The organism is Sphingobium lactosutens DS20 (assembly GCF_000445105.1).
Lineage (GTDB): Bacteria > Pseudomonadota > Alphaproteobacteria > Sphingomonadales > Sphingomonadaceae > Sphingobium > Sphingobium lactosutens.
The window spans coordinates 1-24659 of record NZ_ATDP01000099.1 but is presented as its reverse complement, the minus strand read 5'-3'; the positions used below and the strand labels follow the sequence as shown (position 1 = coordinate 24659).

Here is a 24659-nt window from a genome sequence, read left to right as displayed (position 1 = left end):
GGTCTCACGAACGGTCCCCGCGATAGCGCCTGCTCAAAGCTTCGGCTGCTCGCGGTGACATTCTTGCCGCCAGTGTTCCGCTGCCAACGCCATCGCGGCCGCGTGAGATTACGGCGGCTCGCCTCAGCGGACGATCATGAAAGAACCGCGCGAGCGACGCTGCGCGACGCAGCTGTCAGTCCAGAAAAAAAAGGCTGGCACGAGGCCAGCCGAAGGTGGGGAGAGTATCGGGTCCGATCGGGGATCGGAGGCGAACCGATGCGTTTCATGATGGCGGCGGGCGAGCTCTGTTCCTTGATCCGGATCAACTCACGGCAAATCGTCCCTGTTTTCGGCAAGATAGCGGATTTGATTGCAATCAAGGTTCCAGTGATCGGGACGGACCATCGACAGGGCCGAAGCCAGACACACGAGGTCGTCATGCCCCTGAAGCCTAGCGATTGCCCGCCTGCCAGCGAGATCGATATCCCGGCGATGCGCGCCAAATACCTGCGGGAGCGCGATCGTCGGATCAAGAAGAACCACAATGACCAGTATGTGTCCGCGAGCGGCAAATGGGCGGACATCTATGAGGTAGATCCGTACACGCCGGTCAAGCCGCGCGCGCCCATCACTGGTGAAACCGAGGTGGTCATTCTCGGCGCCGGCTACTGCGGCATGATGGTTGCGGCCCAGCTCAAGAAGGCGGGCATCAGCGACTTCTACAATATCGATCACGGCGGCAATTTCGGCGGCACCTGGTACTGGAACCGCTATTCGCCGCGAGCAACCCGCTGACAAGGAGGAAGATCGCCGCGGGCATCGCCAGCAGCGGCGCCCAGTAAGCCGATGCCGATACATCCCACAACGGCATGAAGGGTGCGCGTCTTGCCGCACCGATGAGCCAGGCGAGGATCAGGAGCGATGTCGCGGCATAGACGGCGAGATAGAGCCGCTCTCCGAGGAGCCGCACGAGGCCTGCGCGCACCTGCGGCATTGCCGGGATGCTGTGGCTGCAAAGAAAGACGGCAAGCGCCGCCAGGAATTCGGTCATGCGGGCATCATGCATGCGAGCCTGGACCCTCGGCATCCGTAATCATCCGGAAGCTCCCGAGCACCCGCCTTGGCCCCGATGCGACGGACTAGGCAGAAGACGCCTGCGGGAAATCCCGTAGTGCCAGCGCGCCCGGCGGCGTTACTATCCTGGCTCTGTCTAGCGGCTGGATCTGAAACCAAGGGGATGACGATGAGCAAAATCGACGAACTGAAGAGCGACCTTTCGCGCCTCCGCGATGAGGCGAAAGTGCAGGTCGAGCTCGGCAAGATGGAGCTGCGCGAGGAGTGGAACGAACTCGAGGCGAAATGGAACCATTTCGTCGCGGAAGCGCGGCTGCAGGAAAGCAAGGAGCAGGTGAAGGCCTCGCTGGCGGCGCTCGCCGAAGAGCTGCGCAAAGCCTACCAACGGCTCAAGAGCGCCCTCTAGGTGCTGACCCGATACGATCAGTGCATCGGCGCCAGGGAGTAAGACTTGATGACCATGTTCGATGACCGGGAACGCGGCGAGGAAGCCAAGTTCGTGCGCGACGAAGACTTGCGCTTCCGGATAAAGGCACGCCGCAATCGGCTTCTGGGCGAATGGGCGGCGGAGCGGATGGAGCTCTCGGAAGCCGAAACCGACGCTTATGCGGCCACCGTCGTCCAGGCCGACTTCGAGGAGGTCGGCGACGATGATGTCGTGCGCAAGGTTCTCGGCGATATGCTGTCGGCCGGAATCCCCGTCCAAGAAGCGGAGGTACGAACGGCTCTGCGGAGCAAGGAGCTCGAGGCACGCCGGCTGGTAACGAGCCAGGGATGACGAGGTCGCCTGACTTGCCGCCGGCATGGACAGGCAAGCACTGGGCGCTCAGCGGAAGGATAGCTCGCAAGTGACAAGCTCTACGCAAGCCGATGTGATTATCGTCGGGGCGGGCCACGGCGGCGCGCAGTGCGCAATTGCGCTCCGGCAGAACGGGTTCAGCGGCACGATCGCGATGATCGGGCGCGAGCCTGAGCCGCCCTATGAGCGGCCGCCGCTGTCGAAGGAGTATTTTGCGCGCGAGAAGACCTTCGACCGCCTCTACATTCGGCCGCCTACATTCTGGGAAGAGAAAGGTGTCGATCTGGTCCTAGGGACCGAGGTGGTCTCGGTCGATCCGTCCGCCAAGCAGGTAACTCTCTCCAACGGCTCTAAGATGGTGTACGGCACGCTGGTCTGGGCGACGGGCGGCGATCCGCGCCGGCTCAATTGCCCCGGCGGCGAGCTTGCCGGACTTCACCCTGTCCGCACCCGCGCCGATTGCGACCAACTTATGGGCGAGATCGATGGCGGCGTGCGCAACATCGTGGTGATCGGCGGCGGCTACATCGGACTCGAGGCTGCGGCGGTGCTGACGAAGCTCGGCTGTAGGGTCACGCTCTTGGAAGCACTGCCGCGCGTGCTCGCGCGCGTCGCCGGCGAGGAGCTGTCGGCCTTCTACGAGACGGAACACCGCGGCCACGGCGTCGACTTGCGCACCGGCGTCGCGGTCGAAGGGCTCGAGGGTGAGGGCCGGGTCACCGGCGTGAGGCTCGCCGACGGCACTGTCATCCCCGCCGACGCGGTCATTGTCGGCATCGGCATCGTGCCCGCGGTCGGACCGCTGATTGCCGCGGGCGCGGCGGGCGGCAACGGCGTCGACGTCGATGAATACTGCCGCACTTCGCTGCCCGACATCTATGCGATCGGCGACTGCGCCGCCTTCGCCTGCTCCTATGCCGGCGGCACGGTGATGCGCGTCGAATCGGTGCAGAACGCCAACGACATGGGGACCTGCGTCGCCAAGGCGATCTGCGGCGAGCCGCAGCCCTACCATGCCTTCCCCTGGTTCTGGTCGAACCAGTACGACTTGCGCCTCCAGACCGCCGGCATCTCGCTCGGCTACACCGAGACGATCGTCCGCGGCGATCCGGCGGCGCGCAGCTTCTCGGTGGTCTACCTCAAGGACGGCAAGGTCATCGCCCTCGACTGCGTCAACGCGGTCAAGGACTATGTCCAGGGCCGCAAACTGGTTGAAGCTGCCACCAGCCCGGATCGAAAGCAGCTGGCCGATGCAGAGGTGCCGCTCAAGCAGCTGCTGCCGGCCTGAGTTCCGGAGAGAGACCAGCGCACGCCGCCGCCCGTTGGCGCTTGTGCGGGCTTACAGGAATCTCTCGCCGGCATGGTCGCGAAACCGCTCGGCATCGCGGACATATTCCGAGAGGACCTGCACCGACTTGTGCCGGCTCACTTCCTGCATCTTGAAGATGCTCGCGCCCTGGCGCGCCGCCTCGGTGATGAACCCTGATCGCAGCGAATGACCTGCGAACTGGGTGGGATCGAGACCGGCATCAGCGGCGCAGCGCTGCACGAGGCGGGCCACGGCCCGGTCGGACATCGGCTGCCTGGTCAGTCCATCGGCGCGGGTCAGCCGCCGGAACAACGGTCCTTCTTCGTGGCCGGCGGCGGCCATCCATTCCAGCAACAGCGCCTTGGGCCGAATGCGACGCCCTTCAGGAATGGCGATGACGGCGCCTTCGCCCGCCTGGTCGGTCTTTGACCGCCCGATGAAGAGCTGCAGACCCTCGGGAGCCAGTGCGACATCGTCGACGGCCAAAGCGACGAGCTCAGAACGCCGCAGCGCCGCCGCCATGCCGATCGCAAGCACGGCGCGGTCGCGGATTGCGCGAAGATCATCGCCTTCGATCGTCTTCAGCATGGCGGCGAGCGCATCGGCGTCGGCGGGCTTCTTGCGCGTCTTGCGAACACCGACCGCGGTGCGAATGCCGGCGAGGACTTCCTTGATGGCTCCTGCGCCTGGCTGCTCTTGCGGCGGATCGAAGCCGAACTGTCGATGGTGATAGGCGATAGCAGCCAGGCGCCGGCCGATAGTCGGAACCTTGACACCTCGGTCTGCTTCGAAAGCCAGGAAAGTGGCGACTGCGCCAGGGGAGGCGGGCCGGCTTTCGATGCCGCGCTCCTCGCACCATTCTTCGAAAACCCGCCAGTCGGACGCGTAGGCGCGCTGCGTCGACGGCGCGCGCGAACTTCGCGCATAGTGCGCAGCGCGATCGATCTCTTCGCGCAGTCGGGCAGGCACTGCATTCGGATCGCTTGGAACCGGAAGATCTGAGCTCATTGATCCAGGACCTTCATCATCTTCTCGAGCTTCGCCAGGAAGAAGCGTTCGGACCAGAGATCGAGGGATTTGACTTCAGCTGGACGAAGGAAACGGCGCACGTCGCTTGCCGCATGGCGCCAGTCGATCGAAGCGATCCTGGCAGTCAGCTTGTCCTGCAGCCAGGCGGCATCGAGCCTCAAAGCCTCGCCCTGCCAGGGCCCCGCCTGCACAAGCGCCGCCTCGAGGTGAGCGAGATTGGGAGCCGTATCCTTGGCGACATACCATGAGAAGTCGAACCAATCGCGCCCTTTGAGATAGGGCCGGCAAAGCAGCGCGTGGATCTTTAAGGCGAAGTTGGAAGCAAGATCCTGGTGGCGGACCTCGTGATCGGCGGGAAAATCGAGGAAGGTTCCTTCTTCTCCCGACCCGGCCGGCGGATTGGTGTCGATTTCGAGCTTGATCCTGATCGTTCTGGCGCGGCGCGAGTCCGCGAATTCCAGGTCGAGCTGGCTTGCGATGGAATCGTTCTTGAGCACCGCCTCGCGGACAGCCTTGTCCATCCTGTCCCTCGGCGATGCCTCGAGCTTGATGCCAAACTGGGCGAAGACGTCGACGAGCGTTGCAAGATAGCGGTCCCAGCGAAACTCGGGATCGGGCGCTCGCAGAAGGAAATCGAGATCTTCGGAAAAGCGTGGAAGCCCGTGGAGAATGCGCAGGCTCGTTCCGCCCTGGAACAGGGCCACGTCGAAGAAATCGGCCCGCCAGAGGCCATAGAGCGCGATCTCCTGAATGATCTCCTTGGTCGCGTTTTCCTCCTCGACCGCGTTCGCCGCGCCGTAGCCGCGCAGCCTCTGCTGGATCATCTCGATCACCGGGCGGTCCCGTTCGCCGCTCGAGTGACGCCGCCGACAACCGCCTCCTCGAGCGAACGGAGGAAGTGGTTCACCGCCTTGTGCTTGTAGACGGCCGCCAAGGCTGCGAAATCCTTCTTCCTCAAGCTCGACAGGTGCTGCTCATCGATCCGCAGGCCCCCGGTCAGCCAATGCAGGTCCGTCCAGCGCTCCTTGCGCAAGGCGACCAGATCGAGCAGCGCGCGCAGGGGAGAGGCGATGAAGGAAGTCGACTGGCCGAACTGGCGTCGTTCGACGGCTCTGTAGAACTGATACTCGGCGATGGCGAGGGGATGGAAGGTAAACCGGCCAAGTCCCGGCGCCTCGTGCACGATCGTCTTGCGCCCAGGCGTAACGCTTGAGGTTTCGAAGACCGCTTCGGGGATCCAGCCATGATGGGAGAGGGCGGTTTCGAAGGAAATGTAGCTGCCCGGCAGAATGGCCTGCGCCATGGCAAAGGGATGGATCGGATCGCTTCGGAAAGGCTTCCCTAGCGCGTAAGTTCCACGTTTGAGGCGGATCAGCGATCCATCCTTCAACGCCCGATTAACAAGCGCGTACCGGCGAGCACTCCCGCCGCCCAGCAATCGCGCAAGTTGCCGCTCGTCGAAAATCCGGCTGCCCAAGCCGGCCTTTGCAACCTCTGAGGCCAGGGAACTCATAAAATTCCCGATACTTTCGTTCGATGAAAGTTTCAAGAATTTTTGGCATCGTGTCGTTCGATGTGGATGGGCCACGATGACGGTCACGGCAACGCGTTTCATTTGCCATCTGCGCCTGGGGACATGATGGGGCGTGAATGCTGCCGCGCGGCTGTGCCCCAGCTATGCAGGCGAGCGGCTGATAAGGTCCGGATCCACTCCGAAAATGGGAAATGCTTTGTCCGAGAATCGACTTTCTCGGACATAGATATGTCCGGTTCGTCCGGGGTGGGGTCTTGGAGGGCATAGCGTGGAAAGTACGCTAAACAACGCTAAGCGAGAACGCATGGCGAACGCTCGATGCGAACGGACGGGCGCTTAATCAGGCGGGCCGTTCGATTCCCATCCTACGCATTTCGCGATAAATGGTCGATCGGCCGATGCCGAGTTGCCGCGCTGCTTCGGTAGGCGAGATACGAGCTTCGACCAGCTTGATGGCCGCATCCACTTTGGACATGTCCAGCGGCTGACGGCCAGGCTGTTTGCCCTTAGCACGGGCGGCGGCAATACCATCTCTGGTTCGCTCAGAAATCAGCCGTCGCTCAAAATGGGCGATGGCCCCAAACACATGGAAGATGGCTCTGTTGCAAAAATCGTGAAGCTTGAGCATGCTTGGCGGAGATTGGACGGACGGAACGATGACGGATTTCAAGTGGCGCCATTTCCAGGGTGATGTGATCCTGTGGGCGGTGCGCTGGTATTGTCGCTATCCGATCAGCTATCGCGACCTTGAGGAAATGCTGGCGGAACGCGGCATTTCGGTCGACCATACGACGATCTATCGCTGGGTCCAGTGCTACGCCCCGGAGATGGAGAAGCGGCTGCGCTGGTTCTGGCGGCGTGGCTTTGATCCGAGCTGGCGCCTGGATGAAACCTACGTCAAGGTGCGGGGCAAGTGGACCTACCTGTACCGGGCAGTCGACAAGCGGGGCGACACGATCGATTTCTACCTGTCGCCGACCCGCAGCGCCAAGGCAGCGAAGCGGTTCCTGGGCAAGGCCCTGCGAGGCCTGAAGCACTGGGAAAAGCCTGCCACGCTCAATACCGACAAAGCGCCGAGCTATGGTGCAGCGATCACCGAATTGAAGCGCGAAGGAAAGCTGGACCGGGAGACGGCCCACCGGCAGGTGAAGTATCTCAATAACGTGATCGAGGCCGATCACGGAAAGCTCAAGATACTGATCAAGCCGGTGCGCGGTTTCAAATCGATCCCCACGGCCTATGCCACGATCAAGGGATTCGAAGTCATGCGAGCCCTGCGCAAAGGACAGGCTCGCCCCTGGTGCCTGCAGCCCGGCATCAGGGGCGAGGTGCGCCTTGTGGAGAGAGCTTTTGGCATTGGGCCCTCGGCGCTGACGGAGGCCATGGGCATGCTCAACCACCATTTCGCAGCAGCCGCCTGATCGGCGCAGAGCGACAGCCTACCTCTGACTGCCGCCAATCTTTGCAACAGAGCCGAAAATAGCAGTTCGCCGTGCGGCGTGTTCGTATCCATCTGCTCAGTCAGCGAACGGAACGCGATGCCACGCGCCTTCAGGTCAGTGACGATCGCCAGCAAATGCGGCAACGATCGCCCAAGCCGATCGAGTTTCCACACGATCAGCGTATCGCCCGCACTCAGATAATCGAGGCAGTCCTTCAGGCCCGGTCGATCGTCGCGTGCTCCCGATGCCTTATCAGTATGCAAATTACGCGGATCGACACCCGCCGCGACCAGAGCGTCGCGCTGAAGATCGACAGTTTGGCGATCATCGGCCGATGACACCCGCATATATCCGACCAGCATGTACGACAAACCCTCAAAACCACTTTGTCGTACACTACATCAAAGCGACAGGGTTTGTCGACTATTCAGGCGCAGGATTGCCGACCAAAGCCGAGGGATCACCCAAGGGTGTCCGAAAACATGTGATTTCCGGCAGGGTCGCCTTCCAAAAGCGAACAGCAATCAGAGGCTTTTGTTGTAACCAACAAAAAGTGCTTCTCTGACCCAGCCATCTGCCTCGTAAAGAGCCTGTGCACTCAGGTTGTCGTTCGCCGTGGACAAAGATAACCGCACCGCGCCAATCTGACGGGCATAGTCTGTTGCTGCCGATAGCAACGCCTTGGCCACACCCCGCTTGCGCGCATCCGGGATCACATAAAGATCATTCAAGATTAAAGTGCGCGTCATGCGCGTTGAAGAAAAAGAGGGATAGAGTTGCGTGAACCCTAAGCCCGTTTCTCCATCATTTGCGATGAATATAACAGACTGTTGATGCTCAAAGCGATCTGAAAGAAAGCGGCGGGCAGCAACCACGTCAGATTTCTGACCGTAGAATTGGCGATATCCGTCAAACAGCCCTGTAAGCTGTGTCAAATCTCCGATACTTGCCTGACGAACCTTCAATGCACGCTCCCTGAATATGGGCGCGGCCTATCTTCGCGGTCGTTCTTTTACAACCCTGCGAAAACTGTCTCGACCGACAATCAGGTGATTTGCGGCATAGAATGGGCAATAATCGATCGTAACCTCTGTCAAAAATTGCCTCTTTCGGGCAAGTTTCCTGTCACAGTGGCGTGACAAATCAAGATCTGTTCCGGCGTCAGAGAATCAGTTTTGGTGTCAAAGGACACGGGGGGATTTAACAAACCAACGCCCGCCCGAAGGGCGGTCCATCAGATTGCGATGGTGGCCGCCTCTGCTTCGTCACGCGCCCGCACGATCGCGCTGTATTCTATCAGCGTTTGCCGAACATTTTCATCGTCCGAAACATAGAGGGAGTGCATGATTGCGGTCGCCTGATCTGTCCGCATTTCGAGCCAGGCAATGCGCCCCTCATTGGGAGCCCCGCTCGCCTGCTCAAGCGCGATCTGCTCGCTATAACCGGCGATCACGTCATTGATCGCCTCAAGCGCCGCCTCGTAGGCAACGGCCTGATCTTGGGTCCACAAGGGGAAGGCGGGGCCGGTGGCAGTCAAGGTGCGCGCCACTGCTCGACAAGATCGGCCATGGCATCGCGATAGTCGAAGGCATTGGGATAAATCGCGCCGGGATACTGGCCGATGAAAGCGAAAATGGTCGCCATGTCGGCCGCAATGGGACGATCTACTCCGAACAGGTCGGAAATGGGAAAGTGGCCCCATTCATCGCCGTTCCACCATGCCAGCAAGAAGTTGGCGACGCGGGCGGACTGGCCCGTATCAGAACGGGCAACGTCAATGAGACGGTCCAGCGCAGCTCTAACTTCGCGATCGGCAAGTATCTCAACGGTCATCGGTCGATCTCCTGTCACCAACATATCAGGGGGGCCGCGCATGTGGAACGCGGTAACTTTCCGGTTCAATTCTTACTCAGCCAAGCGAGCTGCTGGCCGATGGCAAGGCCCTCCATCGGGACCGATGCGCGGCGCTTGATGCTCGGCCAAAGCGGGTCGCGGTACTTGCGGCCTGCGAGCACGATCAGCGGCGCTGCGGGGTCGATCTGCTCGGCCATGGCCTCGAAGACGCGCGCGCCCCATAGGCGGCGCGCGCCGACCTTCATCCGGCCTAGCGTCTCGTCATAGGGGGCGATCACTTCATGCGGCGCGATCAAGCCATGCTTGGCGGAGAGGATGAACCATGGCGCGCCCTGTCGCTCGACATAGGCGCGCGCCTTCTGGAACCATGTGGAGATATAAAGATCGCGGGCGGGGGCGGGGTGGTCGAGCTTCGCGGCAACGCAGGCGACAAGATAGACCGGCTGCGGCGCGGGTGCCGGTTCGTTCATGGGAAACTCTCCCGTCTCAAGATCGGCCATGACGGTGCAGCGGCCCCATTTCTGCAATTGGCGTTGCCATCCTTTCGGCGGTCCCTTCCGCTCGGCAACATGACAGAGGGTCGGGCCGCCGAACAGGTCGGGTTGCTCCCCGATGTTTTGCACCGGGGGAATATAGCGCGCTTCGCGGATGCAATGACGAGCCATGCTCGATCCCCTCAAAAGGCGAACGCGGTCTGGCCGCTCGCCTCGGTGAAGCTGGCGCTATCGCCTGCGGCGTAACGATCGCGGCCCAGCGGCGTCCATTGCAGATGGCCGGAACGATCGTGCGCAAACCATCCATCCTCAATGCCGTGGATGAAGGCCCACGCCTGATCCTCTGCATTCATGCGGCCCGTATTGATGGGCCAATGCTCGCTGCCGCTATCCTGCTTGCACATGCTCGGCGCGGAAAACGTGCGGATGATAGAGCTGCGGTCTGCCGGTTCGGTCCCGCCCATTTCGCTCATGATCTGGCGCGCCTCGGCGGTGTTGATGTGGCCGCGACCGTTGCTGTCCCCATGGTTGGAATAGCGACAGCCGAAGACAACGGCCTGAAAGATGCAGCTCGGTTCGGTGAACTCCTGTGTGTCGAGCAATTCGCGCCATTTCCCGGCGCTGATTAGATCAACGGCATGATGCCAAAGCCCATTGGTGCGGTTGCTATAGCCGTAGCGGTTCGTCACGCCTTCGCGGGCGATCTCGACGCCTAGCACTCTTTCAACGTGCTGCACGAAAGGATGGGCGGCAAGCAAGGGATGGCGAAGGCCAATCTTGCGCGGTTCGTCCTGCTCGGCCCGGATTACCTCAATCGGGAATTGAAACAGGCGCGAGGGCAGATTCCAAGGGGCAGGAAGCGGAAAGTTGCGGGGCACATCAAGCGCCCCGTTTATGTCCAGCAGGAAGCCACTTGCGGCAAAACCTGCGGCAACGATCTGTTCGCCCAGCTCGTCGGCCTGCTCGGTGCGGATCGCGGCGGCGGCGCTCATGCGCTCAACTCCGCATAGGTGGCGCTGCACTCGTAACGGATAGCATCGCCATCCCACATAGGACCGGAAACGCCTGCGAACTTCGGCGCGCCCTGCAATTCAAAACGCTGGCGCGGGTTGCTGTTATAGTCGGTGCATTGGAAGCCCTCGACGGCGGCTCGGTTCACGATGATTTCAACTGTCCCGCCCTCGATCTCGATCCGGTCAAGTCCCTGCTCGGTCTGGCGGTAGATGCGGATTTTCATGTGTTTTCCCTTCTTAAATGGAGCCGAAGGCGATGAACGGTCATCGACTTCTGCCCGCTGGCGAAGCCGGGGGGGATGAACCGGCATTGAGGGCTGATCGCGGGGGAGGGGGATCACCCGCCCTGCACAAGCGAAGCGCGGAAGGGCGGGGAAACCGCCGCGATCACCAAGGGAGGCCGCTTGCGGCCGAGACGGCCAGGCCCTTGACGGGAAGGGGGGAGGCCGCCCCCCTTCGCCTGGACTAGATCCGCTTGCGATCTAAGGCCTGTGGACATTCAGGATTCCCACGCTGCCTGATTTCTGATTCAGGATTCCCAAGGGGAGTTCTGAATGGACGAGCAGCGATTTGTGGTGACGGATGGGATATGGGCGCGCGTTGAACCCCACCTTCCCGGCAAGAAGAGCGATAGCGGTGTGACGGGTAAGGACAATCGCATGTTTTTAGAGGCGGTTCTCTGGCGTGTGCGCACCGGTCTTCCATGGCGGGATCTGCCGCCGGAATTCGGCAATTGGAACAGCGTGTTCCGGCGCTTCCGGCGATGGGCGAAGGGTGGTGTTTTCGAACGTCTTTTCAGAGAGATCCGCGGCGAGCCGGATTTTGAATACGCGCTGATCGACGGTACTATCGTTCAGGCTCACCAGAAGGCGAGCGGCGCAAGGGGGGGACTCACGCTCAGGCCATCGGGCGCTCGCGCGGCGGACTGACCACCAAGATCGTGGCGCTGGTCGATGCGCTTGGAAACCTGTTCAACCTTGTTCTCCTGCCGGGTCAGGCTCATGACCTGAAAGGCGTCGCACCGCTGATCGAGGACGTAGCATTCGATGCGCTTCTGGCCGACAAGGCCTTCGATGCTGACTGGCTGCTTGCCGAGTTGGATGTGCGCGGCGCGAGCGCAGTCATTCCGCCCAAAGCGAACCGCAAGATCAAGCGCAATTACGACCGGCATGCCTATAAGTGGCGACACCTGGTCGAGAACTTCTTCGCGAAGATCAAGGAGTTCCGAGCCATCGCTACGCGCTACGAGAAAACTGCCTGCAGTTACACCGCCAACTGGCACCTCGTCGCGACAATCCTCGCCGCGAAGTGAATGTCCACAGGCCTTAGTCGAAAACGGCGCGGCGGCTTTGTCGCCTCGATCTGCCAGCAAGGCAGGCGGTGGCAGCTGCCACCGCCTGCGCCAATCATCCCGGCTTTCGGATCGCCAGCAAAACGGTGTTCACGTTGGTTCCGGCGTGGGCGAAAGAGCCGAGAGGAAGGTCGATCCATTTCCGACCATGGAAATAGATAGCGCTGCACCCCTCGATCATGCGGTGCAGGGCCTTATGGCGCTGATCCTCGCCATATTCGGCGCGGGCGCTCATGATCGCCACCAGCACGCCACCGGGTTTCAGGAAGGCGAGCGCGTGGCGCACATGGTCACAGTCTCGGCCGCGATCGAACGGCGGATTCATTATCACCGCGTCAAACGGTGTGAAGTGCTGCGGGTCCAGGGCGAGAAAGTCCCCCTCGATCGCATCCGCAAAACCATGCACGACGCGCAATTCGTGAGCGAAGCCGGGTTGCAGCTCGACGCACGTAACATCGGCGCCGGCATCGCGCGCGGCAGTCGCGAGCGCGGCCTTGCCTGCGCTTGGTTCTAGAACGCGCTGGCCTTGGCCGATCCTCGCATGTTCGATCACTTGCGCCGCGATCTCTGGCGAGGTCATGAACGCGCCGAAATTCTTGGCAGGCGTGACGTGATAGGCGGGGGCGGTTTCGGCCTCGGTCGTATCGTAGCTGTCGCCAATGGCTTCGCCGTAATACTCCGCGAGCAAGAGATTGACGCTCTGCAACATATCGTCGCGCTCGAACCAAATGTGCAGATTGCCATTCTTGAAGATTCGGACGCGGAAATAATCGCCCTGCAGAACGGTCGGCAGTGACGCGCGGTCACGCGCGGCCTGGCCGACAAGACTAGCGATGCTTGCCGCCTCGGCGACGGGGGGCTTGCCGTCCAGTTCGAGAAAAACGCGCTCCACGTCGCGCAGCGTGTCGCGGCGCTCGTAGCGCTCCCATGATCCCCATGTGTTTATCGCGCCTTCGATGATGAGCCGCGCGCCGATCTTGAAACCGTTGTGCGAACGAAAGCGGCGGTCCAGCTTGGCGAAGACATTGGCGATCCCGCGCAAATAGAGGTCGCGGCGATTTGTCCAGATATGGCCGAAAGTGGCGGTGCAATTGTCGGGCGTGAACGGAACGGGGGCATCGCGTAGCCCGTCATGAAATTCCTTTCGGGCCTGCTGGTCTAGCAGCTGGTCAAAGCCCAGCTGCTCCATGAGAGCGGTCCAGCATCGCCGGTCCATCGTTTCGGTTAGGACGCGCGCGAAATTGTCGCGTGCCTCGATAGTCTCGCGCGATCCCGTCTCCTTGTCGCGCCGCTCGATAGGCTGCGACTGGATGAAAGCGCGCGTCAATGTGTCCTCGGTCCAGTCCCGTCCACATGAGAGCGAAAGCGCGCCGCCAACGGTAAGCCGCGCCGCCTCATCGCGGGTCGAATGGTAGGTGTCATACAGGTTCAGCCAAAGGGTTATGGCCTTGTCCCGGCCCTCGCAAATGTCGGCGATCTGCGCGGGCGTCATAAGCTCTTGCCCCATGCTCACGCCTCCCCGGCAATGAGAGCGCCAAAGCCGAAGCCCTCGGCGGCGTCCTCGATGGTGGTCACGAGGCCGTCAAAATCTTCCTCCGGCCCTAGCAGCTCGGCAATCTCGATGACGGCGGGAAGGTCAGCGCCATGGTTCTCGGCAAGGTCTTTGATGTAGCCGAAGCGATCAAAGTTGCCCTCTTCCTCATAGCGCGCGAGCGAAATGGTGCGGGCGGCGTTGATCCGAAGGATCGTTGCCAGCGGAATGTCGGTCATGTGCTGTTCCCTGCCTAGAATGGAGCCGAAGGCGATGACGGGTCATCGACTTCTGCCCAGCGGCGAGCGGGGTCGGGGAATGGCGCAAATGAGGGCCGAGCATGGGGAGGGGGATCACCCGGCCTGCACGGAGCGTAGCGAAGGAAGGGCGGGGAAACCCCCATGGTCGCCAAGCGAGGCCGTTTGCGGCCGAGACGGTCCAGCCCTTGCGCCAGGGGGCCGGAACAGGCCCCTAGATCGAATGAATGACGCGGCGGCTCGTCCGCCTCAATACTGCATGTCGCTTGTGACATGCCAACAAACAGCACCGGAAGAATCCGAGTAATCGGATCCTCCGTCATTTAGTTGCCGGCGCGGTATCGCGTCACGTCCGCATGAGGCTTGCGCCGGCACTGGCTGCACCGGAGCCGCGCGATCAGCTCGTATATACGCGTATCGAAGGAAATGCGCCGGGAGCGGGCAAACTCGCCCAGGGGCACGGCGACATGCCGCCCGCAAGCGCAATGGATGCGCAGATAGCAGCTTTGCCGATACCAGATCGGATCAACGGGCTTGGGGCGGTTGTAGTTCGCGGCCATGCCGCGCTTATGCGCCAAAGAGAACAAGAGCGGAACATTCTCGCGATAGACCGCTTATTGGAACGGCAAGGATTTTGCGCTATATAGGGGATGGCTTCATTGACGGTCAGTCAATGCACCTACCTGAGCCCGCCATGCTGCGAACGTGGCGGGCTCAAACTTTCCGCCCCGCCAAGCGTTAGATAGATGGGCGGAGACCCTGCGAAGGCCCCCGCCCGCTGGGTCAGTCTTTACGCTGCCCCAGCTTTACAATCGCGATCACGAGCGCAACGGCTGCGATCGTCAATTGCATGGCTTCATATGTAGTCAATCAAATGCACCTCCTTTGAGCGGTAGGATTTGCGCCGGAGACTGCGAACCTCCGATGCCACCGCCCAAAGCTATGATACACAAAATCGCCGCGCGTGTGTGGCGACGGGCTTCACAATTTCGTGATGCCGGTGGCAGCTGCCACCGCCAACCCACGCCATCATTCCATGATTGCACCCTCGAAGCGCGCGATCAGCTGCTCGGCAAGGGAGTTGATTTCGGCGGGATCGGAGGTTTCGGTGCAATCGCTCCCCACAACAGCGTCAAACGAACCGCCGTTGAGTTGGACGACGCGGACAAGCCAAACATCGCGGCGAATTTCGCATTGATCGGGTAGCGGCCTTCCCATGATCTCGTGGAATGTCAGGTCAACCCATTGGCGAATGTCCGGATCGGATGCCGCGTCAGCAAAGTCGGCGCGGCCCGCCATGACGCTGTATCGTTCGCCCAGCATGAATTGACGATCGCGCGCGCGTCGATCCTGTTCGATCCGCTTCACGCGATCTTTCTCCGCGCGCTTCGCGGCCTGTTTCATCCGAACATCGTCGGCGCTGCTCGCCAGCGCCGCAATCATGTTGGGGACGCGCGCGGGCATGTAATGCCCCGCGCGCTCGGCCGCCTCGATCACGAATTGCAACTCGCTGATCTCAGTTGGGGACAGGGTAGCGCGAACCGCGCTCGCCGTGTTGCTGACTTTCATGGCTGCGGCTCCGGGTCCGCCTTGGCCTTGTAGGGCGCAAGGCCGATCCATGATCCGGTGCCGCCGCGGAACTGGCGCACAACGTCGCCGCCATCCCAATGGCCGGTGAAGATGCCCCGGCGGTTGATACCGCCAACGGGCCGCGTCCGCGCGGCTAGGAGGCGCGCGCGGCGGGTGTCTCTATCAAGGTGGCGCATGGGCTCCATGGTCGATCCTTCCTATTCGCTGGCGGTGTCGAGGGTGTTGCCGATCTCGTCGGCGTCGAAGTCCTCAAGGGCTGAAATCGCGTTCTCGAGTTCGGATATTGCGGCGTCCATCTTCTCCGCGCCTTCGCCGTCAGCAAGGCTCGGGGGAAGATTGTCGCGGGCGGACTGCTCGTCGTCCTTGACGGTTTCGAGCATTTCGCGCGCCTCATCAAAGAGGGCTTTGCCCTGATCGATCAGGGCGCGCGCTGCGGCGATCTGCTTGCGGCGCTCGCGGTTCATGCTGCCCCCCTCACGTCGCCGCGAACGATCTGGAAACCTGCGCGGTCCAGCTCGTCACAAAGAGCGCGCTTCCTTTCCTCGCGGGAGCCGCTGCTTGCGATGTAGCTGCACCGGCCCTGATGGAAGGCGAAGCCTGCGCGTTTCAGGCATCCGCGAAACCGCTGGTGGGTGCGTTCGCTCCAATCGAAGGTGCCCGCATAGTTGCGGAAGGCGGCGACGGCATAGACGGAACCGTAATTCTCATCACGCCAGTTCAATTCGATCTCCGGACGGGCTTTGCTCATGACTGCCTCCTTCAATATTCGTTGGCGAGAAGGATCGTGAGCACGCGCGTCGTGGCGTCGGGATTCCAAGGTTCGGCGCTGCCAAACTCTAGCTCGCGGTCGTAATAGTCGATCTTCCACATGACGGAGAGGGCGGGCCGCGTGTCGTCGTCGGTCCAGCGGGTATGCCATTGGCCGGTCACGTCGCGATAAAGGAAACCGGCGTCATGCTCGCCCCTCGGGTCATTGTCCGGGGTGAAATCCTCGAAGCTCTCGATCAGCTTGAAAATGTCGGTCTGCGCGCTGGCATCGAGCGCCCCGATTCCCTGCGTAACCACGGTGCGGCAAGTGACGCCCATGGTCCGCCGCGCAAGGTCGTTAAGCGCCGCGATGGTCGCGATCTGCTCGGGGGTAATCTCCATTCTTCCTCACTCCTTCAGGCGAAGCCGCTGCCTGCGGCCTGCGGCTCTGACCCGCTGGCGAAGCGCGGGATGGGGAGGGGGGAGCAAAATCGATGGGAGTGGTGCGGGCGGCGCGACTAGGGAGGCCCCGGCGCGCGCGAGCGCGCCGGAACTGGCCGAACTTGTCGGGCAACCCGGTCCTGTCGATTATGCTTCGGGAACGAAAGGGCGGGTGCCCTTGGTGTTCCCCGGTGGCAGCTGCCACCACTGACGGGGCGCGGCCCTGGGCCGCTCGATCCTATGTGGCAGCTGACAAACTATCAGCGCGCGGCCCTCGGCCGCTCGATTGACTAGCGCTCGCGATCCTTCGGCTTGTCGGCCTTCTGCGTAGGGATTTTACCTTCGCGCAACGCGGAGACGACATTGGATTTCGCGCTCTCGGTGATCGCCGCCAGCTGCTCCTTGGACGCGCCCTTTCCAACGGCGTCGGCAACCCGCTTGTCGATGGCGATCTGAAAGGGGGCAAGCCGCGCGTCGTCGCGGTTCTGCTCGGGCGAATTTTTCTGGAACTGCTCGGCAAGGCGCAAGTCCACTTGGCTGACGCCGGGAGGCATGACCTGCATCCGGAGCGCGCGATCGGCGGCTTGAACGTCGCGCGGGCTCATCTTGTCCAGGAAGGATGCAGCGCCGGCACTGATCGCGCGAACCCGTTGAAGGGGGTCCATCCCCTCGGCCCAATTGACCTCGATCTGGTGATAGCGGCGCTGCTCGATAATTTGCACATGGTGGAGCGGTCCTTTCGGATCGCGAAAGAATGCCAGCTCTTGCGCGGAACGCTCGGCGAGCTGGCGCATGTCGCCGGAAGTCGCTGCGAGGCGGTTCAGCTGCTCATACTGCCGCGCGGCCACGGCCTGCGCGGTCGGCAAGTAGCGATTGATCTGCTCCTTGGCCTGCTCGATGCTCATGGCGCGGCGCTCGCCCGCTGGCATAAGAGAATCCATGGCGGGCGGCATGGCGATGCCCGCGGGGCCTCGCGCCGGTTCCCGGCGCGATTGCTCCTGCGGCATCGCGTCCCGAATGACCTTGGCGAGCGAGGCATGATTGCCGGTATGGAAGCTGTCTCGGCTCGCCTCCATCCAATCCATCGGCCCCATTGCCTGAATCGAAACGAACTTCTCTGCCGCGAGGGAGTGAAGCTGCAAATGCAGGCGCATTGTGCGGCCGTTCCCTTCGCGGAACGGGTGAATGGCGTTCAGCTCGGAGATATGGCGCGCCATCGTGTCGGCGAAGCGATCACGGTCCATGGATTTGAGAGTTTGAAGATCCGGCAGCTGGCGGAACTCATGGTCCATGCTGCGCGCGATGAAGTGCGCCCGCGCAAAGGTGCTGCCCGGCTTGCTAATGTCCACGGTGCGGAATCGGCCCGCCCACTCATAGACGTCTTGGAACATATGCTTGTGGATGGCGCCATACTCGCGCGCCGTCATCGCCGGCGCGGCGCGCTGTAACGTCAGCTCACCATGCCGGACGACCGAGAAGAAGGCTTCTCGTTCCGAAAGAGTCTTATCGTCGCGTAAACCCAGCTTGTTCCTAAGAACGGTGCTGTCTCGCCAGGTATATGGATCACCCACCTGTCATGCAGCAATCTTCTGCCGCGACAGAACATCGCGGTTGTATTCCTGCGCTAGATTGATCGCCACATCGACGGGGATTTCAGTTTCTACCAATAACAAACAAAAGGCATGGTCATCGGCAAGCAATTCCAGCCCTTCAATTTTGGCATTTGCGAGTGCTTCGCAATAGACGTCCATGACGACAGGAACGTCTTCCTTGCGCCGAGGCTTGAAGCCCATCGCCTTTATGCGATTCTGATAGGTGTTGATGATATTTTCCATTTTGCACCTGATAACGACCTAGGCTGCAATATAGTTACCATATCGGGATATGTATATAAACCACTTGGGCAGACCGCAAAAATCCTAGTTCAAAATTGGGACGCCGCGATAACGCGGCGTCCGCCCGTTTTTTTGGCGCGGGGGACCGTTTCAGCCCCCTTGATCCAGCATCATCGCCAAGAGGTAATCGGCGGCATTCTGCGCTTCGCGCGCGGCCTCGAAAATGGCTCGCTTATCGTTGCGGAGCGCGGTCAACCAGTGTTCAAGGTAAGCTGCATGGTCTTCCCGTTCCTCGACCTTGAAACCGACGATGGCGCCGATGAAACAGGCTCCCAGCTCCGCCACTAACTCGTCCCTCGCATAGTCCGCGCGGCTTGTTGAAATCAGCGTCTTGCGGTTCAGACGGCTTTCATGGCCTGCAAGATGCACTGCCTCATGAGCGAGCGTGGCATAATAATCATCGGCGGAATGAAACACCTTGAAGGGCGGCATCTGAATGTAGTCGTCGCGGGTGTGATAGAAGGCTTGCGATCCGCCAACGCGAACGGTTGCGTCGATGCGGCCGAACATCACTTCAAGCTCTACATCGCGGGTTTCGGGATTGACGATGATCGGCGCGGGCACGGGATATTTGCCGTCCAGTCCCTCAATCTGATCGGCATTGAAAACGGTGTATCGTTTCAGGAACGGAATCGCGCGCTCGTCGTCGGTTTCCGCGTCCTTCACAACCAGCTTGTTGGCATAGACAACGGTGGTGCCCTTGCTGCCCTTCTTGACGTTGCCGCCCAACTCCAACGCCTGCTTGAATGTCAGCCAACTACACGCTCAACCACTGGCAGCAGCTCACCTATTGCCTGCTCGACGGCCGCGTCGAGCTCGATACCAACACGGTCGAAAGAAGCATCCGCCCGATTGCCCTGTCGCGCCGCAACTCGTTGTTCGCCGGCAGCGATGCCGGAGCCGACAATTGGTCGGTGATCGCGAGTCTTCTCGAAACGTGCAAGCTCTCGGACGTCGATCCACTCGCCTGGCTCACCACCACCCTGCAAAAGCTTGCCGCCGGTCATAGCAACAAGGACCTCGATTCCCTCATGCCCTGGCACTTCCCCAAGATCGCCGGGCGCAACGCCCCCTCCTAAGACGCTTGACCGACACGGTTCCGCCACGTGGGTCTGGGATGACGGATACGCCTCAACGACATTCTCGACCAGTTAAAGCGCCACCGTTTCGGCCAGAGCGCCGAGCGGCTCGATCCCGACCAGTACCAGCTCGTGCTCGAAGAGCTCGAAGCTGCCTTGTCGCGCGCCGAGGCCGGGCTCGAGGCGCTGATCGACCAGGCTGACGCGACCAGCGAGACAAAGCGCCGCCGCCGCAACAACCGTGGAGCGCTGCCCGCCCATCTCGAGCGTATCGAGCAGGTCGTCGACATCGAAGACAAGCAGTGTGCCTGCTGCGGCGGCGATCTTCATGTCATCGGCGAGGACGTCACCGAGCGCCTCGACGTCGTGCCCACCATCTTCCGCGTGTTGGTCACCCGCCGTCCGCGCTATGGCTGCCGCGGCTGCGACGAGGGCGGCGTCACCCAGGCGCCGGCGCCAAGCTTCATCGTCGATCAGGGCCTGCCCACCGACGCGCTCGTCGCCCAGGTCATCGTCGCGCGCTACGCCGATCACCTTCCGCTTTACCGGCAAGCCCAGATCTACGCCCGCCAGGGGATCGATCTCGACCGGGCAACGCTCGCCGACTGGGTCGGGCGCGTCGGATGGTGGCTGACTCCACTGCGCGCGCATCTGCTCGCCGAACTCAGGAGTTCGGTGAAGCTGTTCGCCGACGAGACGCGCATGCCCGTGCTGGCTCCCGGGACCGGCAAGACCAAGACCGGCCAGCTGTGGGCCTATGCCCGCGATGATCGGCCTTGGGGCGGCACTGCGCCACCCGCCGTCGTCTACATGTACGCCACCGGCCGCGGCGGCGAGCATCCGATCGACCATCTCGGCGACTTCGCCGGGGTGCTGCAGGTGGACGGCTATGCCGGCTACAACGAGATCAAGCGTCGCAACGGTGCCACCCTCGCATTCTGCCTGCTTCACGCGCGGCGCAAATTCTACGATTTTCGCGAGAAGGAGCCCGTTGCGGCCGAAGTACTGCGCCGCTTCTCGGCGATCTACAAGATCGAGGCAACGCTCAGGGGCAAGTCGCCCGAACGGCGGTTCGAAGGCCGGCAGCTGATGCTGAAGCCGCTGTTCGACGACCTGCGCGACTATCTCTCGAAGAACCTCGGCCGGTTCAGCACCAAGGGCAAGATGGCCGAGGCGATCAACTACACGCTCAACCACTGGCAGCAGCTCACCTATTGCCTGCTCGACGGCCGCGTCGAGCTCGATACCAACACGGTCGAAAGAAGCATCCGCCCGATTGCCCTGTCGCGCCGCAACTCGTTGTTCGCCGGCAGCGATGCCGGAGCCGACAATTGGTCGGTGATCGCGAGTCTTCTCGAAACGTGCAAGCTCTCGGACGTCGATCCACTCGCCTGGCTCACCACCACCCTGCAAAAGCTTGCCGCCGGTCATAGCAACAAGGACCTCGATTCCCTCATGCCCTGGCACTTCCCCAAGATCGCCGGGCGCAACGCCCCCTCCTAAGACGCTTGACCGACACGGTTCCGCCACGTGGGTCTGGGATGACGGATACCCCACATCCGTCGCGAAGCGCCGTCCAAATCTTCCCGCAGCCGACTTTTTCAACACAATAAGGCCGGCAGCTGATTCTGAAGCCGCTGTTCGACGACCTGCGCGACGATCTCTCGAAGAACCTCGCCCGGTTCAGCGCCAAGGGCAAGATGGCCGAGGCGATCAACTACACGCTCAACCACTGGCCCCGGCTCACCTATTGCCTGCTCGACGGCCGCGTCGAGTTGGATACCAACACGGTCGAAAGAAGCATCCGCCCGATTGCCTTGTCGCGCCGCAATTCGTTATTCGCTGGCAGCGATGCCGGAGCCGACAATTGGTCGGTGATCGCGAGTCTTCTCGAAACGTGCAAGCTCTCGGACGTCGATCCACTCGCCTGGCTCACCACCACCCTGCAAAAGCTTGCCGCCGGTCATAGCAACAAGGACCTCGATTCCCTCATGCCTTGGAACTTCCCCAAAATTCGCAGGGCGCACCGCCCCCTCTTTAGACGCTTGACCGACACGGTTCCGCCACGTGGGTCTGGGATGACGGATACTGTTCAACCTGAAATCCACTTTTTCCGCCGTGCGAATCGTGTCGCCCCAAGAAGCTTAGATCGCACCGAACCGGATCGGATTGTTTCCGCCACCACGCGCGTCCGGTTTGGCGCCGACGGCTCGGCGCTCGCTTCGCACGTTAACCGTTGGAGTGAGCGGTTATCAATCACGCAGTAATCCATAACCGCTCTATTTTTTCCGCAGTGATTTTCGAACTGCCCTGTCATCACGGTTGCGCTGCGTCTTCCTAGAAGCTCAGTCTATAGCCAATCGAAAGGTTGTTCTGGGAATGTGTGACGCTGAGCGGCTGTGAGGTATTGGGTAGGCCATCGTTCGATACCTTTTCCTTAAAGGCATGTGAATATGCGAAGTCGATGGCTTGGCGCTTGCCAAGTTTGTAAGTCATGCCAGCCGACGCATGATATCGCGGGATGGTGGGAACAACCGCCAGAAGCGTGGCTCCCGGCGTTGCTTGAGAGGCAAATCGCGCGCCCACGCGGAATGTCATAGGACCCATTTCGTAGGCCCCGCCAACTGCCACAATGTCCTGGTTCCTGTAGTTCTGCGGGAGGAGCACGTTGATGTCTCCCGCGGCGTCGGCTTCGAATCCGACATTGATATTCTTCATCGCATCTTTCCAGAACGCGCGTTGATACTCAGCAGTGATCAAGAGCTGGGGGCCAAATCTCTGAGTGACACCTACGGAAAGCCGCGCAGGCATCTGAAAGTCGCGGACACGGATCCTGCCGGTGAGCGGGATTTGCCCGGCGATAGTCGACACTGCCGTAAGTGTCGCAGGACCTTCCAGATCTGCGACATCGGTTTTGAAATTATATGCGCCGCCGATCATTGTAGAGGGCGTCAGCTTGTAGGTAAAGCCAACACGTCCTCCGAGGCCCCAGCCGTCGACGCCGTTAAGTAGGTAATTATTCCGGGTTAAGCCAAAGTGGGCGGCGTCGAGACCGGGAATCCCACCAAGCACCGGTACGAGGCTACCACTGACTCTTCCGCTGCCGATAAGCGATCCCACCTGATCGGCCTGGAGTTGTAGGCCAAGGTTCAGCCCGATCCACACCGCATCGATCGAACCACCGATCGTCAGCCGGTCGGTTACTTTGACGCTCGCCGCAGCAGGAATATCCAAGGCCAACATGCGGCTTGAGTTGTCCAGACCCGCCGGCGCACCCGAAAGTCCGCTAGAAAGAAAGCTGCTCTTCCCATATTCGGTTCCAAGACCACCAAGCGCAAACGCGCCGATCCCGAAGGTAAATTTGCCCGAGCGCCTGATATACGCTAGCTCCGGGGCGAAATATGGCCCACGATTACGTGAATGCGTGTGTGAGGCGGCTTTTACTCCGGTTGCATCGTTGTAAGCATCGATATTGGGGGCTATGATGTCGAGACCGATGAGCAGCTGAGAATCTGAGTCGGGATCCAGATTGTCCGTTGAAAGTGATAAAGTTGCTGGATTGCTCATGATACCAGCAGGCCCCACGTCAAGCGAGACGGCAGCACCGCCCAGGCCGCGTGAGATCGCGCCAAATCCCTCCAGTGTAAAAACGTCCGTTGCCGAAGCCGGAGAAGCTGTTTCAGCTGCAAGAAGAGCCAGTACCGTCGTAGTTTTAATTTTCATATTTCCTCTCTCTTTTCTTGTTTCTTATAGCAGGACTATAGCACTAGGGCCGAATAAGCATTTGGACACCTCGAAGAACCGTCTCAGTTCGGCATAATGCAGCGCCGCTACCAGCGGTCCCCGGAAAACCTCGAAATCCACGACTGCCGCCAGACGCTCCAGCGGGTCACCCGCCGCGCTCAACGCCTCATATCGGTCCGAAAGATCGAAGAAACCCGGCTGCCCTGCCATCATCGTCTCCGCTGCCGCGCTAAAGCAGTGAATCACTTCAGACCGTCAGACGCCACGAGTTTTTCGAGATGTCCATTTTCATGGCGCCATCGGCCTTGTCGTTAAACGTGGAAAATGCCGTTCCAATGTCTTCGAGCCTAAACTCATGGTTGAAGTAAGCTTCAGGCTGCAACCCGCCTCTTTCGAGCAACCGAAGTCCTTCCCACATTGCTGGTTGAACGTTTGCAAATCCGTTCATGTGAAGACTTATGTCGCGCAGAAATACATCAGCGGTGTTGCGAGCGAACCCCGGGTGGCAGAAAACTCCGATCGCAGCAATGGTGCCGCAACTACCTGCCGAACTCGTGATACGGATCAAAGTGATGTCATCCGACTCTAGGTTGACCGTCAGATGCAGTCTGACCGGCTCTGTTGCAAAGATTGGCGGCAGTCAGAGGTAGGCTGTCGCTCTGCGCCGATCAGGCGGCTGCTGCGAAATGGTGGTTGAGCATGCCCATGGCCTCCGTCAGCGCCGAGGGCCCAATGCCAAAAGCTCTCTCCACAAGGCGCACCTCGCCCCTGATGCCGGGCTGCAGGCACCAGGGGCGAGCCTGTCCTTTGCGCAGGGCTCGCATGACTTCGAATCCCTTGATCGTGGCATAGGCCGTGGGGATCGATTTGAAACCGCGCACCGGCTTGATCAGTATCTTGAGCTTTCCGTGATCGGCCTCGATCACGTTATTGAGATACTTCACCTGCCGGTGGGCCGTCTCCCGGTCCAGCTTTCCTTCGCGCTTCAATTCGGTGATCGCTGCACCATAGCTCGGCGCTTTGTCGGTATTGAGCGTGGCAGGCTTTTCCCAGTGCTTCAGGCCTCGCAGGGCCTTGCCCAGGAACCGCTTCGCTGCCTTGGCGCTGCGGGTCGGCGACAGGTAGAAATCGATCGTGTCGCCCCGCTTGTCGACTGCCCGGTACAGGTAGGTCCACTTGCCCCGCACCTTGACGTAGGTTTCATCCAGGCGCCAGCTCGGATCAAAGCCACGCCGCCAGAACCAGCGCAGCCGCTTCTCCATCTCCGGGGCGTAGCACTGGACCCAGCGATAGATCGTCGTATGGTCGACCGAAATGCCGCGTTCCGCCAGCATTTCCTCAAGGTCGCGATAGCTGATCGGATAGCGACAATACCAGCGCACCGCCCACAGGATCACATCACCCTGGAAATGGCGCCACTTGAAATCCGTCATCGTTCCGTCCGTCCAATCTCCGCCAAGCATGCTCAAGCTTCACGATTTTTGCAACAGAGCC

General features: G+C 61.1%; 31 protein-coding genes and 5 pseudogenes. 9 read left to right on the top strand and 27 right to left on the bottom strand.

What is annotated here, in order from left to right; all coding sequences use genetic code 11:
- Nucleotides 1-258 precede the first annotated feature (258 nt).
- Nucleotides 259-777 carry a hypothetical protein gene (locus tag RLDS_RS56050; protein WP_021227169.1) on the top strand — a complete coding sequence of 173 codons (519 nt, stop codon included), beginning with the start codon at nucleotides 259-261 and terminating at the stop codon, nucleotides 775-777.
- On the opposite strand, the gene RLDS_RS55440 is transcribed toward RLDS_RS56050, so the two are convergent.
- On the bottom strand, nucleotides 692-1033 hold the full coding sequence (locus RLDS_RS55440; protein WP_236616879.1) for an NnrU family protein: 342 nt from the start codon (nucleotides 1031-1033) through the stop codon (nucleotides 692-694). The genes RLDS_RS56050 and RLDS_RS55440 overlap by 86 nt on opposite strands.
- 192 nt (nucleotides 1034-1225) lie before the next feature.
- Here RLDS_RS55440 and RLDS_RS45865 point away from each other — a divergent pair, with 192 nt between their 5' ends.
- Genes RLDS_RS45865 through RLDS_RS45855 form a run of 3 tightly spaced genes read left to right on the top strand, consistent with a single transcriptional unit; the run spans nucleotide 1226 to nucleotide 3143 of the window.
- Nucleotides 1226-1462, top strand: coding sequence for a hypothetical protein (locus tag RLDS_RS45865; RefSeq protein ID WP_021227168.1), 237 nt, complete (start codon nucleotides 1226-1228; stop codon nucleotides 1460-1462).
- Between the two features lie 48 nt (nucleotides 1463-1510).
- Nucleotides 1511-1834: a DUF1476 domain-containing protein gene (locus RLDS_RS45860; RefSeq protein WP_021227167.1), complete on the top strand. Its 324-nt coding sequence runs from the start codon at nucleotides 1511-1513 to the stop codon at nucleotides 1832-1834.
- Nucleotides 1835-1859: 25 nt separating this feature from the next.
- Complete coding sequence (locus RLDS_RS45855; protein WP_052034158.1) at nucleotides 1860-3143, top strand: NAD(P)/FAD-dependent oxidoreductase; 1284 nt, start codon at nucleotides 1860-1862, stop codon at nucleotides 3141-3143.
- Between the two features lie 51 nt (nucleotides 3144-3194).
- On the opposite strand, the gene RLDS_RS45850 is transcribed toward RLDS_RS45855, so the two are convergent.
- The 4 genes and pseudogenes from RLDS_RS45850 to RLDS_RS0128540 form a co-directional block, all read right to left on the bottom strand.
- Nucleotides 3195-4172, bottom strand: coding sequence for a site-specific integrase (locus RLDS_RS45850; RefSeq protein WP_021227165.1), 978 nt, complete (start codon nucleotides 4170-4172; stop codon nucleotides 3195-3197).
- Nucleotides 4169-5026 carry a nucleotidyl transferase AbiEii/AbiGii toxin family protein gene (locus tag RLDS_RS45845; RefSeq protein WP_021227164.1) on the bottom strand — a complete coding sequence of 286 codons (858 nt, stop codon included), beginning with the start codon at nucleotides 5024-5026 and terminating at the stop codon, nucleotides 4169-4171. The genes RLDS_RS45850 and RLDS_RS45845 overlap by 4 nt, the downstream gene beginning before the upstream one ends.
- The gene (locus tag RLDS_RS45840; protein WP_031298593.1) at nucleotides 5023-5706 is read right to left on the bottom strand and encodes a type IV toxin-antitoxin system AbiEi family antitoxin domain-containing protein; all 684 of its coding nucleotides are present in this window, start codon (nucleotides 5704-5706) and stop codon (nucleotides 5023-5025) included. The genes RLDS_RS45845 and RLDS_RS45840 overlap by 4 nt, the downstream gene beginning before the upstream one ends.
- A 361-nt stretch (nucleotides 5707-6067) precedes the next feature.
- Nucleotides 6068-6322: pseudogene (locus RLDS_RS0128540) on the bottom strand (recombinase family protein); the annotation flags it as partial.
- A 61-nt stretch (nucleotides 6323-6383) separates the two neighbouring features.
- Here RLDS_RS0128540 and RLDS_RS0128535 point away from each other — a divergent pair.
- Entirely contained in the window at nucleotides 6384-7148 is a 765-nt protein-coding gene (locus RLDS_RS0128535) for an IS6-like element IS6100 family transposase (RefSeq protein WP_001389365.1), read from the top strand.
- A gap of 53 nt (nucleotides 7149-7201) precedes the next feature.
- Here the strand turns inward: RLDS_RS0128535 and RLDS_RS55430 are convergent.
- The 7 genes and pseudogenes from RLDS_RS55430 to RLDS_RS45810 all read right to left on the bottom strand — a co-directional run.
- Nucleotides 7202-7531 (bottom strand): annotated as a pseudogene (locus RLDS_RS55430) (recombinase family protein); the annotation flags it as partial.
- Nucleotides 7532-7693: 162 nt separating this feature from the next.
- Complete coding sequence (locus RLDS_RS45835; protein ID WP_021227160.1) at nucleotides 7694-8134, bottom strand: GNAT family N-acetyltransferase; 441 nt, start codon at nucleotides 8132-8134, stop codon at nucleotides 7694-7696.
- Nucleotides 8135-8403: 269 nt separating this feature from the next.
- Nucleotides 8404-8679, bottom strand: coding sequence for a hypothetical protein (locus RLDS_RS45830; RefSeq protein WP_031298590.1), 276 nt, complete (start codon nucleotides 8677-8679; stop codon nucleotides 8404-8406).
- Between the two features lie 23 nt (nucleotides 8680-8702).
- A complete protein-coding gene (locus RLDS_RS45825) occupies nucleotides 8703-9002 on the bottom strand; it encodes a DUF7673 family protein (protein ID WP_021227158.1) in 300 nt (99 codons plus the stop codon).
- A gap of 65 nt (nucleotides 9003-9067) precedes the next feature.
- Nucleotides 9068-9688, bottom strand: coding sequence for a DUF6884 domain-containing protein (locus RLDS_RS45820; RefSeq protein WP_021227157.1), 621 nt, complete (start codon nucleotides 9686-9688; stop codon nucleotides 9068-9070).
- A gap of 11 nt (nucleotides 9689-9699) precedes the next feature.
- Complete coding sequence (locus tag RLDS_RS45815; protein WP_020820238.1) at nucleotides 9700-10509, bottom strand: hypothetical protein; 810 nt, start codon at nucleotides 10507-10509, stop codon at nucleotides 9700-9702.
- Nucleotides 10506-10754: a hypothetical protein gene (locus RLDS_RS45810; protein WP_020820237.1), complete on the bottom strand. Its 249-nt coding sequence runs from the start codon at nucleotides 10752-10754 to the stop codon at nucleotides 10506-10508. Before RLDS_RS45810 ends, RLDS_RS45815 begins: the two co-directional genes overlap by 4 nt.
- 330 nt (nucleotides 10755-11084) lie before the next feature.
- Here RLDS_RS45810 and RLDS_RS55425 point away from each other — a divergent pair.
- Nucleotides 11085-11842 (top strand): IS5 family transposase gene (locus RLDS_RS55425; RefSeq protein WP_107395150.1). Its coding sequence is split into 2 segments (ribosomal slippage): nucleotides 11085-11412 and nucleotides 11412-11842, totalling 759 coding nucleotides; the frame shifts between segments, so codons are not numbered across the junction.
- 94 nt (nucleotides 11843-11936) lie between these two features.
- On the opposite strand, the gene RLDS_RS45795 is transcribed toward RLDS_RS55425, so the two are convergent.
- The 11 genes from RLDS_RS45795 to RLDS_RS45745 form a co-directional block, all read right to left on the bottom strand.
- Nucleotides 11937-13388 carry a DUF4942 domain-containing protein gene (locus tag RLDS_RS45795; RefSeq protein ID WP_223811159.1) on the bottom strand — a complete coding sequence of 484 codons (1452 nt, stop codon included), beginning with the start codon at nucleotides 13386-13388 and terminating at the stop codon, nucleotides 11937-11939.
- 2 nt (nucleotides 13389-13390) lie between these two features.
- A complete protein-coding gene (locus RLDS_RS45790; protein WP_020820235.1) occupies nucleotides 13391-13651 on the bottom strand; it encodes a hypothetical protein in 261 nt (86 codons plus the stop codon).
- 341 nt (nucleotides 13652-13992) lie between these two features.
- Complete coding sequence (locus tag RLDS_RS45785) at nucleotides 13993-14229, bottom strand: hypothetical protein (protein WP_020820234.1); 237 nt, start codon at nucleotides 14227-14229, stop codon at nucleotides 13993-13995.
- 469 nt (nucleotides 14230-14698) lie between these two features.
- Nucleotides 14699-15238, bottom strand: coding sequence for a hypothetical protein (locus RLDS_RS45780; RefSeq protein ID WP_020820233.1), 540 nt, complete (start codon nucleotides 15236-15238; stop codon nucleotides 14699-14701).
- Entirely contained in the window at nucleotides 15235-15444 is a 210-nt protein-coding gene (locus tag RLDS_RS45775) for a hypothetical protein (RefSeq protein ID WP_020820232.1), read from the bottom strand. The genes RLDS_RS45780 and RLDS_RS45775 overlap by 4 nt, the downstream gene beginning before the upstream one ends.
- A gap of 12 nt (nucleotides 15445-15456) precedes the next feature.
- Entirely contained in the window at nucleotides 15457-15723 is a 267-nt protein-coding gene (locus RLDS_RS45770) for a hypothetical protein (protein WP_020820231.1), read from the bottom strand.
- Nucleotides 15720-16007 (bottom strand): hypothetical protein, encoded by a 288-nt coding sequence (locus RLDS_RS45765; protein ID WP_020820230.1) that lies wholly within the window; start codon nucleotides 16005-16007, stop codon nucleotides 15720-15722. The genes RLDS_RS45770 and RLDS_RS45765 overlap by 4 nt, the downstream gene beginning before the upstream one ends.
- Nucleotides 16008-16018: 11 nt before the next feature.
- On the bottom strand, nucleotides 16019-16408 hold the full coding sequence (locus RLDS_RS45760; RefSeq protein WP_020820229.1) for a DUF3768 domain-containing protein: 390 nt from the start codon (nucleotides 16406-16408) through the stop codon (nucleotides 16019-16021).
- A 329-nt stretch (nucleotides 16409-16737) separates the two neighbouring features.
- Nucleotides 16738-18018 carry a Fic/DOC family protein gene (locus RLDS_RS45755; protein ID WP_025160929.1) on the bottom strand — a complete coding sequence of 427 codons (1281 nt, stop codon included), beginning with the start codon at nucleotides 18016-18018 and terminating at the stop codon, nucleotides 16738-16740.
- A gap of 3 nt (nucleotides 18019-18021) precedes the next feature.
- A complete protein-coding gene (locus RLDS_RS45750) occupies nucleotides 18022-18282 on the bottom strand; it encodes a hypothetical protein (protein ID WP_020820227.1) in 261 nt (86 codons plus the stop codon).
- Between the two features lie 150 nt (nucleotides 18283-18432).
- The gene (locus tag RLDS_RS45745) at nucleotides 18433-19071 is read right to left on the bottom strand and encodes an ArdC family protein (protein ID WP_021227156.1); all 639 of its coding nucleotides are present in this window, start codon (nucleotides 19069-19071) and stop codon (nucleotides 18433-18435) included.
- Between the two features lie 29 nt (nucleotides 19072-19100).
- Here RLDS_RS45745 and RLDS_RS45740 point away from each other — a divergent pair.
- The 3 genes and pseudogenes from RLDS_RS45740 to RLDS_RS55420 all read left to right on the top strand — a co-directional run.
- A pseudogene (locus RLDS_RS45740) lies at nucleotides 19101-19421 on the top strand (IS66 family transposase); the annotation flags it as partial.
- Nucleotides 19422-19469: 48 nt separating this feature from the next.
- Nucleotides 19470-20924, top strand: a pseudogene (gene tnpC, locus RLDS_RS45735) (IS66 family transposase); the annotation flags it as partial.
- A gap of 119 nt (nucleotides 20925-21043) precedes the next feature.
- Nucleotides 21044-21688 (top strand): IS66 family transposase, encoded by a 645-nt coding sequence (locus RLDS_RS55420; protein WP_079640072.1) that lies wholly within the window; start codon nucleotides 21044-21046, stop codon nucleotides 21686-21688.
- A gap of 70 nt (nucleotides 21689-21758) precedes the next feature.
- On the opposite strand, the gene RLDS_RS45730 is transcribed toward RLDS_RS55420, so the two are convergent.
- The 4 genes and pseudogenes from RLDS_RS45730 to RLDS_RS45720 all read right to left on the bottom strand — a co-directional run bounded on the left by RLDS_RS45730 (nucleotide 21759) and on the right by RLDS_RS45720 (nucleotide 24598).
- A complete protein-coding gene (locus tag RLDS_RS45730; RefSeq protein WP_021227154.1) occupies nucleotides 21759-23144 on the bottom strand; it encodes an OmpP1/FadL family transporter in 1386 nt (461 codons plus the stop codon).
- Between the two features lie 99 nt (nucleotides 23145-23243).
- A pseudogene (locus RLDS_RS56045) lies at nucleotides 23244-23375 on the bottom strand (IS5/IS1182 family transposase); the annotation flags it as partial.
- Nucleotides 23376-23412: 37 nt separating this feature from the next.
- Nucleotides 23413-23733, bottom strand: coding sequence for an MDR/zinc-dependent alcohol dehydrogenase-like family protein (locus RLDS_RS56040; RefSeq protein ID WP_152528079.1), 321 nt, complete (start codon nucleotides 23731-23733; stop codon nucleotides 23413-23415).
- A gap of 100 nt (nucleotides 23734-23833) precedes the next feature.
- A complete protein-coding gene (locus tag RLDS_RS45720; RefSeq protein ID WP_001389365.1) occupies nucleotides 23834-24598 on the bottom strand; it encodes an IS6-like element IS6100 family transposase in 765 nt (254 codons plus the stop codon).
- Nucleotides 24599-24659: the final 61 nt, after the last annotated feature.